Genomic DNA, 15746 nt, shown 5'->3' with positions numbered 1-15746 from the left:
TGCCATGTTTAAAAAGGGCAGTACTGAAATTGCACAGCACACGGGCCTGCTACACGGTGGGGGCCGGGATATATTCAATTGCTGAATGGCTGCGGGATGGAAGTGGAAAGCCCGCAGCGACGAAGGAGCGAGGACTTGGAACGGACAGCCCGGACTAAAGCCGAAGACTTTACCGGACGGCGAAAGCCCCAAAACTTTCGCACAATGATATCTCGCAAATAGTACTTATTGTAAAATCTATTTTAAAACCTGTATATAGCCAACAGATGACGGATAAAATTTTATCGCGTCAACAAATTAATTATCAGCACTTTACAGTACGTATTTAATCTTAGCGGGAATTATTAAAGCGTGATTGTTTATTTTTTGGCATGGAATTGTACTTTGCTGAACATAAAATGTATAACTATATGAAAATACACCATGCAATGCTGATTGCAGTATCATCAGTAACCCTCTTTTCATGCGTTAGCCCCAAAAAATTAAGAGAAGCCGAAGCCAAATACGGACAGCTAAACGGCGCTTATCTTGAGATGCAGGGTAAGCTTCGTGACTGTGAACAAAAATCAAAGGATTCTACAGATCAGTTTGCCCGCAGGCGTGGCGAATACGAAACCAGAATAGGCCGGCTTAATGAAAAAATAAGCGACCAGAGTGAACAAATTGAAGCGCTTAAAGCCAACAATAACCAGGTATTGAACCAGTTGAAAGACTTGTCTGTAATCTCCGGGTCGCAGGCAGAAAGCATTAAAAAATCACTTGACAATATTGGTGCTAAAGACCTTTACATACAGGACCTGCAGAAGGCTATGGCAAGAAAAGACTCTTTAAACATGGCGCTGGTAATGAACCTGAAAGGTGCGGTTGGCGACCTTTACGACAAGGACATTAACATTAAGGTTGATAAAGGTGTTGTGTACATTGATATATCGGACAAACTGCTGTTTAAAAGCGGTAAATACGAGGTAAACGAAAGCGCCAAAGTAGTATTGGGCAAGGTTGCCAAAGTGTTGCTGAACCAGCCGGATATAGAGTTTATGGTAGAAGGCCACACCGATAACGTGCCTTACAAAAGCAGCGTTCTGGTAGATAACTGGGACCTGAGCGTTAAGCGGGCAACCTCTGTGGTACGCATATTGCAGGATCAATACGGTATTCCGCCAGCACGTATGACAGCGGCAGGCCGCAGCGAATATGTACCAGTAGGCTCTAACGACAGTGCCGAAGGCAAAGCTGCCAACCGCAGAACACGTATAGTAATATTGCCGGAGCTTGACCAATTCTTCAAGCTGCTGGAAACACCGCAAAGAAGCTAACAATAGAAGCCAGGATACAACAAAGAAAAAAGCTGTGTTTTTTAAGCACAGCTTTTTCTTTTTATAGGGCTAGCAACAGGAAACCATTGTTATTCAGAAACGTTTTTTTGAAAATTTTATTTTCTGTTATTGCCGAGATAAAACCGCAAGGCATTTAGGTATAAAATTCCACATAGTACCAGGGCTGCCGGTCTATTTTCCTTTCACTAACCTGATGGTTTGTTTAATGTTACCGTTAACCGCGGCGTTTACAAAATAAACCCCGCTGGCAAGTTTGCTGCTGTTCCATTCATAAGTGTAAGTACCGGCATCCTGCTGTTTGTTCAGCAGCACTTGTACTTGTTGACCCTTACTATCGTAAACAGCAAGCGTTATTTTAGATGGAGCTGCCAGGTGGTAGCGTATAGTGTTATTATTAGCAATAGGGTTGGGCGTTGCTGTCATAAATACGTCTGGTGTTTTGATATTCAGCCCGCCTGTTTTGGTGTTGGGTATTGTCATATCTGCACTCTTTTCACCGGACTTATCACCTGAAGCATCTTTAAAAGGAAAACCACAGCATGCGCTTACACCAGACCAGGGTGTTTGCAGGTAGGGGAAGGAAGGCTTAAACGTAGTATCGTTGGCATTAACACCGGTACGGTAGGTAAGCACACTCAGCAGGTTAGGCGTTACAGGGTTAGTACCGTCAAAGTCGTCATACCATAAACCTACAGCCGCCAGCACAATACCGCTTACCGCCTGTAATTCAATAAGGGTTACATCATCTTCCAGCCTGCGTCCATTGGGAAAACCATCCATATTGGGTATAAACTGCAGGTTGGCGTTGCTGTTGTAAGCAGGGTCTGTTAAGCCCAGTACAGCAGCCTGCACAAGCCCCAGCGGGCTAAAAGCAGGGTCATCCCGTTTAGTGGCCGGCACTGCCATGTTAAGGCGCAGCATATCGCCGCCATTTGGCAAAAAGTTATGAATAAATGGTTTGCCCGATGCCAGCGGGTTGCCGGCTTTACCTGTAGCCAATTGATAAGGCTTTAGATTAGGAACGCCGGTGTGAAAGATGGGCCATAAATCAACTGAACGGGGGGATTTAGGGGCAGGCAGCAGCAATTTGCCGAACACAGCATCATCCAGCGCCGTACCGGCTACGGCGGCACTGCCTTTAAGGCCATATAAACCGTTCTGATTGTTACCAAAACCGAAAGCGCCCAGCGAGTTGCGTTGAATACGCAGCGGTTTTAAAGCCGGTACCGCACCGCCAAAAAAGTTGTCATCCATGTACAGGGCCAGTTCCGGGTTGTAGAAAAACTTACCGAAAATCTTCAGTTTTTCCAGGTCTTCGTAGGGGGTAAGTGCATTCCATAAGTCTTTGTAGCCAATGGGTACAACAGCTTCATTGGTTAGCGGCATGCCCAGACGTGATACCTGTACCCAGGGGCCAAAAGTAAATTCAGCATCATCCTGCCAAAAACGGTCTGTATTGGCAGTGCGCAGGTTGCCATCGCGGTCGTAATCGTTGGTGATGTCCCGCAGTATGCGGATTTTAGGCCTGCTGGCAGATGCCCATACGCCAATAACATAATCAGGATCGAGGATGTTTTTGGCTTTGGAAACTGGCTTGTGATGTTTTTGCAGGGTAGATATGTCAATTTGCAAAGCAATGGCCGATACGTTTTTGCACTGCACGCCATCCGTAGGCTTTGAACCTGTGGTGCGGGGTGCATCGCCAAGGTCAAAAATGCCGCCCAGGTCAACAAAGAAGGCGTCATCCACGGGACCGCAAAATACTTTTTCACCGGTGTAGGCGTTAGCAATGGCCTTCGTCATGAGGGTGTTGTAATCGGCAACGTTCAGGCCGGCAGCGCCGCTGATAGAGCGTGGGCCAATGTTCGGCGGTGGCACAATGCCCCTGCTTACAATGGTTACAAAATGCCTTCCTCCATCGGTGCTGCGTTGCAGGCGGTACGTGGTTTTAAGGTTTTGTTTTCCCAGGCGTATGTTGAAAAAGGTGGTGGGGTCTTCGTTTTTTTGGTTGAAAGTAAAACGGTAGATAATGTCATCTCCCTTGGTGTTGAGATTGTTGTCAATATGAATCTCATACCTGATGTTCTCACCAAAATTGTTGTAGTTAGGGCCGCCATAAGGCAGTTGCAGCGGCACATAATTGGCAATAATGGTGATCTTGTTGGGGTTGTCAGGGCTGCGGAAAGCATAGAGGTCAGTATTGTCCGCAAGAGGGTCATTCGCAATCAAAGGCGCCTCCCGGTGGCTGGAGGACATCAGGACAGAAGAAAGGGCAAAGAGGCCGAGTACGGGCAATAGTTTGCCCCGCCTCTTTATGGAAAAAGTTTTCCTTCTCATAAGAGTGATTTTTTTAGGTAAACAAATAATTTGCAAGGTTAAACGGCAAGCTTAACCAGATGAGGACTGTAAAACAATGGTGGAAAGGGCTGCATTTACCGGTATTGCTGCGTTTGCCGCAAATACCGTTTACTCCCGGCGATGCTTACTATTGCAGATGTTGATTCAAAAGGTTTGTTAGTTTCAGTCAAACTATCTTATGTATAGTAGAAGGGCCAGCAGAAATATCTACGGAAATAGGTTTGGGATGGATTTGGGCTTTAAACAATTATTTGGGAATATTCTTTTGATACCGCTGGATATTTTCATGGCATCATTTAAGCAGGTATTAGAACATGGCTTTCCCCTGGGGTTGTCAGCCGGGTTTCTTCATATCCGCCTGCTGTTTTAAATAGGTAATGCTTATGTTAAGCTCGTACCCAATCAGTATCATCAGGGAATTGATGAATACCAGCAGCATCAAAATAAGCAACGTGCCTATAGAACCATAGAATTTATTGAAGTTGGAGAAATTCTGCACCCAAAAAGAAAAGCCCCAGGTGGTTAATATAATAAGCGCCGTTGCAAACACGGCGCCGGGAGATACCAGCTTCCACCTCTTTTTAACGGATGGTGCATACTTATAAATAAAGCCGATAGAGTAGAGGAACAGTGCCAGGATAACCAGCCAGTTAAGCAGCTTTATCAGCCAGCGCAGGTTAGAGCGCTGTATGTGCAGCCAACCCATGATAGTTTTAAATAAAACACCCTGGCCAACTGATATAAGGACTGTTCCTATCAGCAGGAATATTACGATCAACGTAAGCCTGATGGCCCTGAGCCTCTTGGCAACAAAGTTTGTTTTATGCTTTTCGTGTAAGGATTTATCAAACGTTCTTATCACGCCCATCATGGCATTGGATGAGTAGAACAGTGCCAGCACAAAACCTAAGGAAAGTAAGCCTGTTTTAGGCTTCTTAAAAAAATCTTCCAGGAAGTTAATGATAAGTACCTGTGTTTCCCTGTTGGGGGTTATATCTCTTACCAGCCTGTACAATTCCCTGAAAAACCTGTCTGATATGGGCATATAGGGTATCAGCGTGCAAAGAAAGATGGTGGCTGCCGGTATGGCCATAATAAAGTTGAACGATATGGCCGCTGCCCGTTCGCTCAACCCAACTTTTTTAACCTGCTTAATAAAAAAATTAAACACATCATGCAGTGGCAGCCCCTGTAAACCCGGCAAGGTAATACCCTTACTCTTGTTGATAACAAAAGACACAGGTTTGGTGGTTATTATGATACGTTCAAGTTTTGTCAAGGTGCTGCTTGCTTTTGTGCCTGTTTTGCCTGCCATTCGTTCAGGGCCTGCTGGTATTGCTTGGCGTATTTTTCATGTTCGGCGTAAGTGGTACTAAAGTTATGATAACCGTTAAAGTCTGGTTTGGCCACAAAGAAAATATAGTCGGTTTTAGGGGCGTTTAAAACCGCATCTATGGTTGTGGCAGAAGGTGTGCAAATGGGGCCTGGTGGCAGCCCTTTGTACCGGTAAGTATTGTACGGCGATTCCACTTCCAGGTGGCCATAATACAGCCGTTTTAAAGCAAAATTTTTCAGGGCAAACTTCACGGTAGGGTCGGCGCCCAGCAGCATACCCCGGCTTACCCGGTTCATATAAACGCTGGCTATATTTCCTTTTTCATCATTCTTATTGGTTTCTTCTTCCACTATGGATGCCAGGGTGTACACCTGCTCTGGAGAATAGCCCAGCGATGCGGCTTTTTGCAGCCTGTCTTTTTTGTTCCAGAAATTGTCTTTTTCAGTTTGCAGGCGCAGCAGCACTTTTTTTACCGGGGTGTTCCAGTTAAAAATATAGGTGTCTGGTATTACCAGTGTCATTACCGTGTTGGTATCAACGCCGGCTACCTGCAAAGAGTCGTTACTGTTCAGGTACTGCATTGCGGTGGCGGAGTCTGTAGAAAAGTTTTTGCCAATCATCCGGGCTAAATCTTCCCGTATGCGCAGTTTGTTGATTACCAGCCTTACCGGGGATTGCCGGTTATTGCGCAGCATGCGTATGATGTTGTAAATGCTTTCAGATTTTTTAATTTCAAATCTGCCCGGCTTTAGCCTTTTCCACACATTTAAACGTTCCGCAGCCAGGTAAAACAGCCATTTGCTGTTAATAAAATCTTCCGACTCAAACTGGTTTTGCACCTGGGTTTTAACGTCTTCGTTGTCCCTTATGTAAAGAAATTTCGATTTTTCAGAAAAGGCTGTTGCCGGGCCAAAAAACAACCACGCAAACAGCGCTGCCAGTAACAGTAGGATAATTAAAAGATACCGGATAATTTTTTTCATGTATTCATTTAGTTATGCAAAGTATTGTTGTTCCCGGGCGTCAGCAGATGTAGGTTTGACAGTGTTGCTCCGCAACTTTTTAATTTTTATGGACCCGGCAGTATGAACTACTATTGAGCTTCACTTGCGTCGCACTCTTCTGCGCCTTGTCCGCTATTCGCCAATGTGACACAGCTCAATGTCATTAAGTCAAGGAAACGAATGTCAGGTTGAGCTTGTCGAAACCGGGTTATGGAAGTCGATTTTCACCAATCCGCCTTCGACAGGCTCAGGCTGACAGCTTAACTTAACAACATGTCCCGCCTACATAAACCTTTCAACCTTTACCCCGACAAAACAAGTACCGCTCCAAAATAACAAACCCCGGCTGATATTTAGCCGGGGTTTGCAAATTATATTTTATTAAACTACTTAGCTGGTGAATCTACAGCGGGCAATGTAGCCGGGGGTGTAGTTTGCTGTGCCGGTGGAGTTGTAGAACTATTCGTATTCAGGTTCTTTAAAATATCCGGGCCCTGTTGTGTAGTTGCGCCTTTAAAGAACAAAATAGAAAACAGGCAAAGTAACGCGATAATGCCGGCAAAAAGCCAGGTGCCTTTTTCAAGCACATCGGTAGTTTGTTTTACACCCATAAATTGGTTGTTAAAACCAGCTATGCTGCCGGAAAGGCCACCGCCTTTGGGGTTTTGTATAAGCACAATAAAACCAAGTACAAACGCGGCAATAACAATCAGGATAAAGAAAAACAGTGTCATGATATACCTTTTAGTTCAGATATTTTGGCCGCAAAGTAAGCGGTTTTATCGGGATTCAAAAAACTTAATTTTTCATAAAGCTTTATGGCTTTGGCGGTTTTGCCCTGCTTAATTAAAACTTCGGCCATTGATTCGGTAACAATTTCCTTTGTTTCGTTAGATGCATTGGCAATGGTTTGGATGGCCTGCTCCATTTCAGGATCTGTACCCAGGTCGGTTGGCTGCGGGCCTACCTTTTTCATGTCTTTTAGCCAATCGGTAAATTTCCTGACCTTTTTGCCCAGTTTGTCTTTGGGCACCTGGGAGGGGTCCAGTCGTATGCCCTGGCTGTCAAAATAATCAACTGTGTAGTAGGGCTCAGACTGTATGGGCAGTTTGGCATCTTCCTCAACAGGCTTTTCAAATTCGGCGGCCTGTTGGGCCAGCACCCTGGCAAGCCCGGGGTTAATTTCCTCTTCCGGAACAATTTCTTCTGTTTCCCCGGTATCATCTGCCCCGGCTTCGTCTGCATCGGCCAGCAAATGTTCCGCGAAAGCGGCTTTATTAACCTCAAATTCAGTTGTGGGCTGTGCTGGTTCTTCAGCCTGGTGCACCTGTTCAGGTTCTGGTAGGGTTTCTTCTGCCGGTGGGGCTGTTATAATAATATCCTCCTGCACGGGTGTTTCAGTGGTTACATCAATTTTCTCACTTGCGGGTTCTTCCGGGGTATTCAACAAGTGGTTTAACCAGTATATATTATTGTAATAAACGGCTGTTTTTTGTGCCTGCCTTTTTGCAGCCAAGGCATCACTTTCCTGCATTAATTTTTTTGCGAGGAAATACTGTGCAGCAGTAAAATAGGGGTACGTCTTTGCAATACTGTCCAGTTCTTCTGCACTTATGCTATGCAGTGTAGTTTTGCCAGTTAACGCCTCCAGTATTTTACTTTGTGCAATGGTCATCGGTGCAAAATAATATAATGAAGGCAGATAGCCAAAGATAGGGTTCAAGGCCAAAGTAGTTCACTGTATAGTTTTGCGCCGGTGATTGTTGTAAAATTCTATTTAGAAGTGGCTTGCAGGTTGTATTGCTGTATAAGCTTGCGAATGGTTTTAAAACTGAAAGAGCTTGCGTCTAAGAATTGTTTGTATACTTCTTCATTATCCTTAAGCAGGTCTGATACATGTTGCTTTCGTTTTTCACGGCTGCCCATCAACGCGTTGGTTTTAATTTCAACCATTTCACCGTCTGCTTTCTTAGCATACCATATTATGGTAGTTGATGAGCTGCCTCCGTTAGGCGAAAAGGTGCTGATGGTTCTTTCGTATTCGTAAAGCTGAATTTTTCCATCCTCAATGCATAAAAGAAAGCTGGCTTTTTTGTCTCCTGGTATGGTTTGCTGGCGGTAAAGTTCTTTTTTCTTTGAGAAATAGTAGGATGCAACTGTCCTAATATCGCAGGGATATGTTGAAGTATCATTGGTAAGTTGATATTTTTGAAACAGTGGCTTTTTTATTTTCCCATAAACAGTATCATTAGCTAATGTAACCACATAATCCTGTTTTTGACAATAGCCTGTAACCGTAATACAAAGAATTACGGCTAACGCAAGAAGTTTAGGGCGCAACATGTTGTAAAGAATTTTAGTACGGGTTAAAATAAACAATAGTACAAATTACATAATAAGCGTAGCAGACCTTTCCTTCACCCATTTTAAAGCGGTTTTCAGTTGCTCTGCCATAGTTAGGTTGGAGTTGTTTAAAACAATTGCATCTTCTGCCTGGCGCAATGGGCTGAACTCCCGGTTACTGTCCATATAATCACGCATCTCAAGGTTGCGTTTTACTTCTTCTATTGTTATATCAGGATTTTTCTCGTATAGCTCTTTAAAGCGCCTTTCCACCCTTACGTGAGGGTCTGCGGTCATAAAGATTTTCAATTCCGCATTCGGGAAAACAGTGGTACCGATATCGCGGCCATCCATTACAATTCCTTTCTTTTCACCCATTTTTTGTTGCTGCTCTACAGCAAATTCACGCACTTCTTTTAACGCGGCTATGGTACTTACATTTTCGCTTACCAGCATATCGCGTATTAATGCTTCTACATTTTCATCGTTCAGGTACATGTCGCTTTTTCCTGTGCGGTCATTATACTCAAACGAAAGTTCAATGTTGGTTAATGCTTTAATAACATCTTCGGAGCTGTCGGTGTTAACATGGTTTCGCAGAAAATAAAGCGTTATTGCCCTGTACATGGCGCCACTGTCAACAAAAACATAGTTTAGCTCTTTTGCCAGTTGTTTGGCGAGTGTACTTTTTCCGCAGGATGAAAAGCCATCTATCGTAATGATTATCTTCTTCATTGCACAACAAAATTGCAGTAAAAAATCATCACTGGCAAAAAGAATACTTACAGGGATGGCTTTACTGTTCAAATGAAAAGGATAAGGATAAAACCGGTAAGCTGTGAGATTTATTTTGCTGTGTCACCACCGCGCCAGGGATTGAAGCGGTTACCCCGGTGAGGCCGTGGCAGCCGGGCTTTGCGCCGGAGTAATAGCGGAAAGCCCGGCCCGCCCTGTATTTTGGCGGGGGCGCCCTAAAAACAAAAAAGCAAGGCAAAGCCTTGCTTAAATAAATTATGTTGGTGATTAATTAGTTGGCAATTACTTCAACGCCCGGATGTTGCTTTTCGTTAAACACGAATTTTGAATCGGGCAATGTTGCATTGGTATTGATATTGGTGAGTGAAAACTCAATAACATTATTACTCTTGTCAATAACCTTTGCTTTTGTAATCAGGTTTTTTGCTTTATCAACAAACACATTTACCTGCTTAAAGTTTTTGCGGGCATCCGTGGGGGTCATTTGTATTTCGTTGTAGGCACCTGCAGATGAAACCAGTTTGTAGGTAAAGTCTTTATCGTAAAAGTTAGAGAGTAATTTTTGCGGGGTTAAAGTGCGGCTGTCGTTATCTACATCGCTAACAGTAACCTCATTTTCCCCGTTATAATTCCAGGTTTTTGCACCGTTGCAAAAAATTTCAGTGCCGCCTTGCTTAATGTAATATTGTTCACCTTTTATTGAAATAAGCCCGCTTACAGATCCTTTCTTAACATTTTTCCTGTCTTTGGTAGTATAGGTAAAATTGGCGGTAACGCCTTTAAACGTATTTAGCTTAGCACTAACATTGTCCAGAATTTTTTTTGCGTTAGGGTCGTTTTGAGCATTGGCAATCAATCCTGTAGAAACAAAAACCAGTAAAATAAGATACAGTTTTTTCATCGTCATACATTTTATGAATTTGCAAAGATAATTTAATAACGGGTGTAAGACCTAACCTTACAACGAATGTTTAATGAAGGTAGCGTTAATTATTCGGCACATTCTGGCTGTTGCCAAATACGTACCGGAGCTTAAACGGCAAGGTATTTTTAGAAATTCTTAACTACGCCGGCCAGTTGCGGATATTTTATGTGCCTATATTGCCATATTAAATGTAACTTCGCACGTTTTATGAAATTAACGATACCTGCATTAGTATTGGTTTTGGTTTTCTCTTCCTGCGCTTCAAAGTTTGCAAAGGTGATGAAAAGCAAAGACAATGAGTACAAACTGAAAATGGCCGAGCAGTATTACGCCAATAAAAAATACAGCTATGCCCAGCAACTGTTTGATGAGTTGTTCCCTTACATTAAAGGCAAGGAAGGTTACGAAGACGCTTTTTACAAGTACGCCTACTGCGCCTACAACCAAAAGGACTACCTGAATGCAGAAAGCCTTTTTAAAACTTATACAGAAACGTTTCCCAATGGCCCAAGGGCTGAGGAATGCGAGTACATGAGGGCTTATTCTTTTTATAAACAATCGCCCAAGGTTGACCTTGACCAAACCAACTCAACCAAGGCTATAGCCCTGATGCAGGCCTTTATTAATACACACGGTGAAAGCGAAAGGACCAAACAGGCTACCGAAATAATTGATAAGCTAAGGGAAAAGCTGGAACTGAAAGAATTTAAAAGCGCACAACTATATTATGACCTCGGTTACTACAAAGGCGCAGCCGTGGCTTTTTCTACCTTAATGGATAACTATCCCGATTCCCGTAAAAGTGAGGACTACAAACTGGCGGTAATTAAATCTTACTATCGCTATGCGGAAATGAGTATCTGGGATAAACAGGAGGAACGTTATAGCAAGGTACTTACCGAATGCACAGATTTTTCCGACCGCTTTCCTGAAAGCAAACTGAAGGAGCAGGTGGATGAGTATAAAGCACTTTCTGATAACAACTTAAAAAGAATACACAATGAGCAAGCTCAGGCGACAACTCAGCGCTAATACAACCAATGTGGTTGAAACTAAAAGCCTGATAGACATTAAAGCCCATACGGGTAACCTGTACGAATCAATAGCTATTATAGCCAAACGTGCCAACCAGATTAACATAGCGTTAAAGGAAGAGTTGCACAACAAACTGGAAGAATTTGCCAGCCATACAGACAGCCTGGAAGAAATTCACGAGAACAAAGAGCAGATTGAAATTTCAAGGGCTTACGAAAAAATGCCAAATCCTGCTATTCTTGCCACACAGGAGTTTATGGATGGCAAAGTGTATTTCCGCAACAACGAAGACGATTTGTTCCGTTAGGATCCGCAAAATATTTATTGCAATGCAAACGACAGTAGAGATACTGTCGTTTTTTATTACTTTGGTGTTTGTAATGGCAAGCAGAATTTTTGGGGACCAAAGCCATTGCTACTATTGAACCTGGGTTGTGTCACTCACTTGTACGCCTTGTCCGCTACTCGCCATAGTGAAGCAGCCCTCAAATACTTACACTCGCTTTATGCTTGCAGGAAAAAAAATATTATTGGGCATTACGGGCAGCATTGCAGCTTATAAATCTATATTACTGGTAAGGTTGCTGGTAAAGGCCGGGGCAGAAGTGCGGGTAATTATTACGCCCGGTGCTAAAGACTTTGTGCCGCCGCTGGTATTGTCAACACTGTCTGGCAACAAAGTGCTGGTTGACCTGTTTGACGAAGATAGCTGGTCGAACCACGTAATGCTGGGCCGCTGGGCCGATGTGATGCTGATAGCGCCGCTAAGCTGTAATACTTTGGCCAAAATGGCCAATGGCCAATGCGATAATCTTTTATTGGCCGTTTACCTGTCTGCCACATGCCCGGTAATAGCGGCGCCGGCCATGGATGAAGATATGTGGCGCCACCCCGCAACCAGGGCCAATATTCTAAAGCTGGAAGGTTATAGCAACCATGTAATAAATGTGGGTACCGGCGAACTGGCCAGCGGCCTGGTGGGAGAGGGGCGTATGGCCGAACCTGAACAGATACTGCAATACCTTACCAACCAGTTTTTCAGGGGTACTGCCTTACGGGGCAAAAGGGCCGTTGTAACTGCCGGGCCTACATACGAAGCCATAGACCCCGTTCGTTTTATCGGTAACCATTCTTCAGGAAAAATGGGTTTTGCCATAGCAGAAGCATTGTACAGGCAGGGCGCTGAAGTGCATTTAATTGCAGGGCCGGTAAAGCTTGCACATATTGCCGGTGTAAAACGTACTGATGTTACATCTGCAGGGCAAATGCACAGCGCTGCAAGAGAGGCTTTTAAAGATGCGGATATTGCGGTAATGAGTGCAGCCGTGGCTGACTACACACCCGTTGAAGTAGCGGCTGAAAAAATAAAAAAGACGGATGGCGGGCTAACCCTTAACCTGCACAAAACAAGAGATATCCTGAAATCTCTTGGTGAGGTAAAAGCCAACGGGCAGTTGCTGGTTGGCTTTGCATTAGAAACCAACAACGAAAAAGAAAATGCCCTGCAAAAGTTAAAGCAGAAAAATGCTGATTTAATTGTTTTAAATTCATTACGCGATTCCAATGCCGGGTTTGGGTACGACACCAACAAGGTGACTATCTTTGATAAAGAGGGCAATACCTTTGAAACAGGCTTGCTGAGTAAACAACAAGTGGCAGAAGAAATTGTGCAAATCATTATACAAAAACTACATGCGAAAACTATTTAATTTACTGTTTGCGGCGTGCCTGTGTTTCAGTTTTTGCAGCGCCCAGGAGTTCCAGGCAAAAGTTACAGTTAACGCACAGCGTGTAAGTACGCAAGTAGACAAAAAAATATTCAACACCCTGCAAACGCAGTTAACTAATTTGCTTAATAACCGCAAGTGGACAAATGATACTTACCAGCCTAACGAAAAAATCCAGTGCTTCTTTCTGCTGAGCATAGAAAGTACGGATGACCAGAATATCTACCGGGGCTCCCTTACCGTACAGGCGGCCAGGCCCGTGTACAATTCGGCTTACAAATCTCCATTGGTTAACTTTCAGGATGCGGATGTGAATTTTAAATACGTAGAATACCAGCCTGTTGAGTTTAATGAAAACCGTGTGCAGGGCAACGACCCCCTGGCGGCCAACCTTACCGCTATTTTTGCCTACTATGCTAATATTATCCTGGGTATGGATTACGACTCATATTCCCTTAAAGGTGGCGATGCCTATTTCAGGAAAGCACAGAACATAGTCAACAATTCTCCCGAAGGCAGAAGCATCAGCGGTTGGAAAGTATTTGACGGGCTGCGCAACCGGTATTGGCTGGTTAACAATGTTGTTGATCCCAAAAATAACATGCTGCACGACATTTTCTATGGATATTACCGCAATGGGCTTGACAATATGTACGAGAACGAAATACTGGCCCGTGAACAGGTGTTGGATGTGCTAAACAAACTGCAGGATTTTAACCAGCAAAGTCCCAATACCATGATATTGCAGTTTTTTATGCAAAGCCGCAGCCAGGAGTTAATCGGTATGTTTAAGAAAGCAGATCCACAATCAAAATCAAAGGCCCTGGAACTGTTGTCTAAACTGGATATTGCCAATACCGCCAAATATAGAGAGGAGTTGAAGTAATGAAGAAAGCAATAATGCTGGCAATAGTACTGGTGACGGCAGGTTGTTCTGATAACAGCATACCAGGGGATGTTATTCCGCCGGAAAAAATGAAAATGATTGTGTACGATTTATTGCGGGCAGATGAAGCTGCCATACGTGTAAAACTTGACAGCAGCATTAACACCTATACCAACCGCACGCTGGTTATGTACAACAATGTTTTTGCTGTGCATAAGATAAGCAGGGATGAATTTTACAAAAGCTACAAATACTATGAAGAACATCCCGATTTAAACAAAGCCCTGATGGATTCTGTTTCAACTTTTGCCAACCGCGAAAAAATGAACCAGTACAACAGGCCACCCATTAAAACAGACAGCCTGCGTAAAAAAGTACACTTGCCAAAATAGATTAAGTGATAGTGTTTTAGCCTGAAAAGATGCCTGCCATGAATAAAGTATTTTCCAACGCCTTAGATGCGCTTTACGATATGCACGATAATGCCACCATTATGCTGGGTGGTTTTGGCCTGTGCGGTATTCCCGAAAATTGCATTACAGCCCTGGTTGAAAAAGGGCACAGTAATCTAACCTGTATATCTAATAATGCCGGTGTGGATGATTTTGGATTAGGCCTGCTGTTGAAAACCCGGCAAATAAAAAAAATGATCAGCAGCTATGTGGGCGAGAACGCAGAATTTGAAAGGCAACTGCTTTCCGGTGAGTTGGAGGTGGATTTAATTCCGCAGGGGACATTAGCCACACGCATACAGATGGCCGGTATGGGTATACCCGCTTTTTTTACACCGGCGGGTTATGGTACCGAAGTAGCTGAGGGTAAAGAAGTACGTGAGTTTAATGGAAAAATGCACCTGATGGAGCTTGCACTGCAAGCGGATTTTGCCCTGGTAAAAGCCTGGAAAGCAGACAGCCTCGGCAATCTTGTCTTCAGAAAAACCACACGCAATTTTTCAACTTCCATGGCCAAAGCAGGAACCATAACCATTGCCGAAGTAGAAGAATTGGTAGAGCCTGGCCAACTGGACCCTGACCATATTCATGTAGCAGGCGTTTATGTGCACCGTGTTTTTAAAGGCACGGGTTATCAAAAGCGAATTGAAAAAAGAACGGTAAAGATTGGCTCACAGGCCAACGAAAAATAAAATCGGGGCGGGATGCCTGCTGCCCAATGAGCCGAACGTACAAGTGAGTGACACAACAGGCGACGCCATGAAATACCTCAGCCCGTACCATACTAAAACCAATGCCGTAAGGCATTATAACCCTACTTGAGACGAACATTGAACTTTGAACAACTAAACATTTACTTATGCCTTTGGATAAATATGGAATTGCCAAACGTATTGCGCAGGAGTTGCGTGATGGCATGTATGTAAACCTGGGCATCGGCATACCAACGTTGGTGTCTAACTTTATACTGCATGGCATAACGGTTGTTTTGCAAAGCGAAAACGGTATTTTAGGCATGGGGCCATACCCTACGGAAGAAGAAATAGACAGCGACCTTATTAATGCCGGTAAAGAAACTGTTACCGTAATACCGGGCGGCGCTTTTTTTGACAGTGCCGAAAGCTTTGGCATGATAAGGGCCGGTAAGATAGATTTAACCGTACTCGGCGCCATGGAAGTTAGCGACAGCGGCGATATTGCCAACTGGAAAATTCCCGGTAAAATGGTAAAAGGCATGGGTGGCGCTATGGACCTGGTGGCCAGCGCACGTAACATTATTGTGGCCATGCAACATACCAACCCAAAAGGAGAAAGCAAGCTATTGCCAGCTTGTACGTTGCCCCTTACAGGCATACGTTGTGTAAAAAAAGTGGTAACAGACCTTGCCGTGCTGGAGATAACACCGGATGGCTTTTTGCTGAAAGAAAGGGCGCCGGGCGTTAGCGTTGACGAGATAAAAGCCAAAACGCTTGGCCGCCTGGTTGTACCAGCCGAAGTGCCTGAAATACTGGTATAAAGCAGCGTTTTTACAACCGGTTTTTTGCCGGTGAACCCGATTGGATTATTTTAGTGCAAAATTGAATTTTC

General features: G+C 44.0%; 16 protein-coding genes. 8 read left to right on the top strand and 8 right to left on the bottom strand.

Annotation, left to right across the window (positions count from 1 at the left end; translation table 11 throughout):
• The first annotated feature begins 410 nt into the window (after window positions 1-410).
• Window positions 411-1316 (top strand): OmpA/MotB family protein, encoded by a 906-nt coding sequence (locus F0364_RS24875; RefSeq protein ID WP_153800527.1) that lies wholly within the window; start codon window positions 411-413, stop codon window positions 1314-1316.
• A 192-nt stretch (window positions 1317-1508) separates the two neighbouring features.
• On the opposite strand, the gene F0364_RS24870 is transcribed toward F0364_RS24875, so the two are convergent.
• The 8 genes from F0364_RS24870 to lolA1 all read right to left on the bottom strand — a co-directional run bounded on the left by F0364_RS24870 (window position 1509) and on the right by lolA1 (window position 10035).
• Window positions 1509-3674, bottom strand: a complete 2166-nt coding sequence (locus F0364_RS24870) for a DUF4331 family protein (RefSeq protein WP_153800526.1) — start codon at window positions 3672-3674, stop codon at window positions 1509-1511.
• A 355-nt stretch (window positions 3675-4029) separates the two neighbouring features.
• Window positions 4030-4974 (bottom strand): YihY/virulence factor BrkB family protein, encoded by a 945-nt coding sequence (locus F0364_RS24865; protein WP_207632869.1) that lies wholly within the window; start codon window positions 4972-4974, stop codon window positions 4030-4032.
• Window positions 4971-6014: an endolytic transglycosylase MltG gene (gene mltG / locus F0364_RS24860; protein WP_153800524.1), complete on the bottom strand. Its 1044-nt coding sequence runs from the start codon at window positions 6012-6014 to the stop codon at window positions 4971-4973. The genes F0364_RS24865 and mltG overlap by 4 nt, the downstream gene beginning before the upstream one ends.
• Before the next feature lie 407 nt (window positions 6015-6421).
• Complete coding sequence (gene secG, locus F0364_RS24855; RefSeq protein WP_153800523.1) at window positions 6422-6769, bottom strand: preprotein translocase subunit SecG; 348 nt, start codon at window positions 6767-6769, stop codon at window positions 6422-6424.
• Entirely contained in the window at window positions 6766-7710 is a 945-nt protein-coding gene (locus F0364_RS24850) for a DUF8458 domain-containing protein (RefSeq protein WP_153800522.1), read from the bottom strand. Before F0364_RS24850 ends, secG begins: the two co-directional genes overlap by 4 nt.
• Window positions 7711-7808: 98 nt before the next feature.
• The gene (locus tag F0364_RS24845; RefSeq protein WP_153800521.1) at window positions 7809-8300 is read right to left on the bottom strand and encodes a hypothetical protein; all 492 of its coding nucleotides are present in this window, start codon (window positions 8298-8300) and stop codon (window positions 7809-7811) included.
• Between the two features lie 123 nt (window positions 8301-8423).
• Complete coding sequence (gene cmk, locus F0364_RS24840; RefSeq protein ID WP_153800520.1) at window positions 8424-9113, bottom strand: (d)CMP kinase; 690 nt, start codon at window positions 9111-9113, stop codon at window positions 8424-8426.
• Window positions 9114-9405: 292 nt separating this feature from the next.
• Entirely contained in the window at window positions 9406-10035 is a 630-nt protein-coding gene (lolA1, locus tag F0364_RS24835; protein WP_207632868.1) for an outer membrane lipoprotein periplasmic chaperone LolA1, read from the bottom strand.
• Window positions 10036-10266: 231 nt separating this feature from the next.
• Here lolA1 and F0364_RS24830 point away from each other — a divergent pair, with 231 nt between their 5' ends.
• The 7 genes from F0364_RS24830 (at window position 10267) to F0364_RS24800 (ending at window position 15675) form a co-directional block, all read left to right on the top strand.
• The gene (locus F0364_RS24830; protein ID WP_153800518.1) at window positions 10267-11091 is read left to right on the top strand and encodes an outer membrane protein assembly factor BamD; all 825 of its coding nucleotides are present in this window, start codon (window positions 10267-10269) and stop codon (window positions 11089-11091) included.
• Complete coding sequence (locus F0364_RS24825) at window positions 11060-11401, top strand: DNA-directed RNA polymerase subunit omega (RefSeq protein WP_153800517.1); 342 nt, start codon at window positions 11060-11062, stop codon at window positions 11399-11401. Before F0364_RS24830 ends, F0364_RS24825 begins: the two co-directional genes overlap by 32 nt.
• Before the next feature lie 199 nt (window positions 11402-11600).
• Window positions 11601-12803: a bifunctional phosphopantothenoylcysteine decarboxylase/phosphopantothenate--cysteine ligase CoaBC gene (coaBC, locus tag F0364_RS24820; protein ID WP_153800516.1), complete on the top strand. Its 1203-nt coding sequence runs from the start codon at window positions 11601-11603 to the stop codon at window positions 12801-12803.
• Complete coding sequence (gene porD / locus F0364_RS24815) at window positions 12787-13707, top strand: type IX secretion system protein PorD (protein WP_153800515.1); 921 nt, start codon at window positions 12787-12789, stop codon at window positions 13705-13707. The genes coaBC and porD overlap by 17 nt, the downstream gene beginning before the upstream one ends.
• A complete protein-coding gene (locus F0364_RS24810; RefSeq protein WP_153800514.1) occupies window positions 13707-14099 on the top strand; it encodes a DUF4296 domain-containing protein in 393 nt (130 codons plus the stop codon). The genes porD and F0364_RS24810 overlap by 1 nt, the downstream gene beginning before the upstream one ends.
• 38 nt (window positions 14100-14137) lie before the next feature.
• Window positions 14138-14851, top strand: a complete 714-nt coding sequence (locus F0364_RS24805; RefSeq protein ID WP_153800513.1) for a CoA transferase subunit A — start codon at window positions 14138-14140, stop codon at window positions 14849-14851.
• A 167-nt stretch (window positions 14852-15018) separates the two neighbouring features.
• The gene (locus F0364_RS24800) at window positions 15019-15675 is read left to right on the top strand and encodes a 3-oxoacid CoA-transferase subunit B (RefSeq protein WP_153800512.1); all 657 of its coding nucleotides are present in this window, start codon (window positions 15019-15021) and stop codon (window positions 15673-15675) included.
• Window positions 15676-15746: the final 71 nt, after the last annotated feature.

This window comes from Foetidibacter luteolus (genome assembly GCF_009650435.1).
In the GTDB taxonomy this organism is placed as follows: Bacteria; Bacteroidota; Bacteroidia; order Chitinophagales; family Chitinophagaceae; genus Foetidibacter; species Foetidibacter luteolus.
The sequence above is the reverse complement of the archived record's forward strand: the minus strand, read 5'-3'. Positions and strand labels throughout refer to the sequence as shown.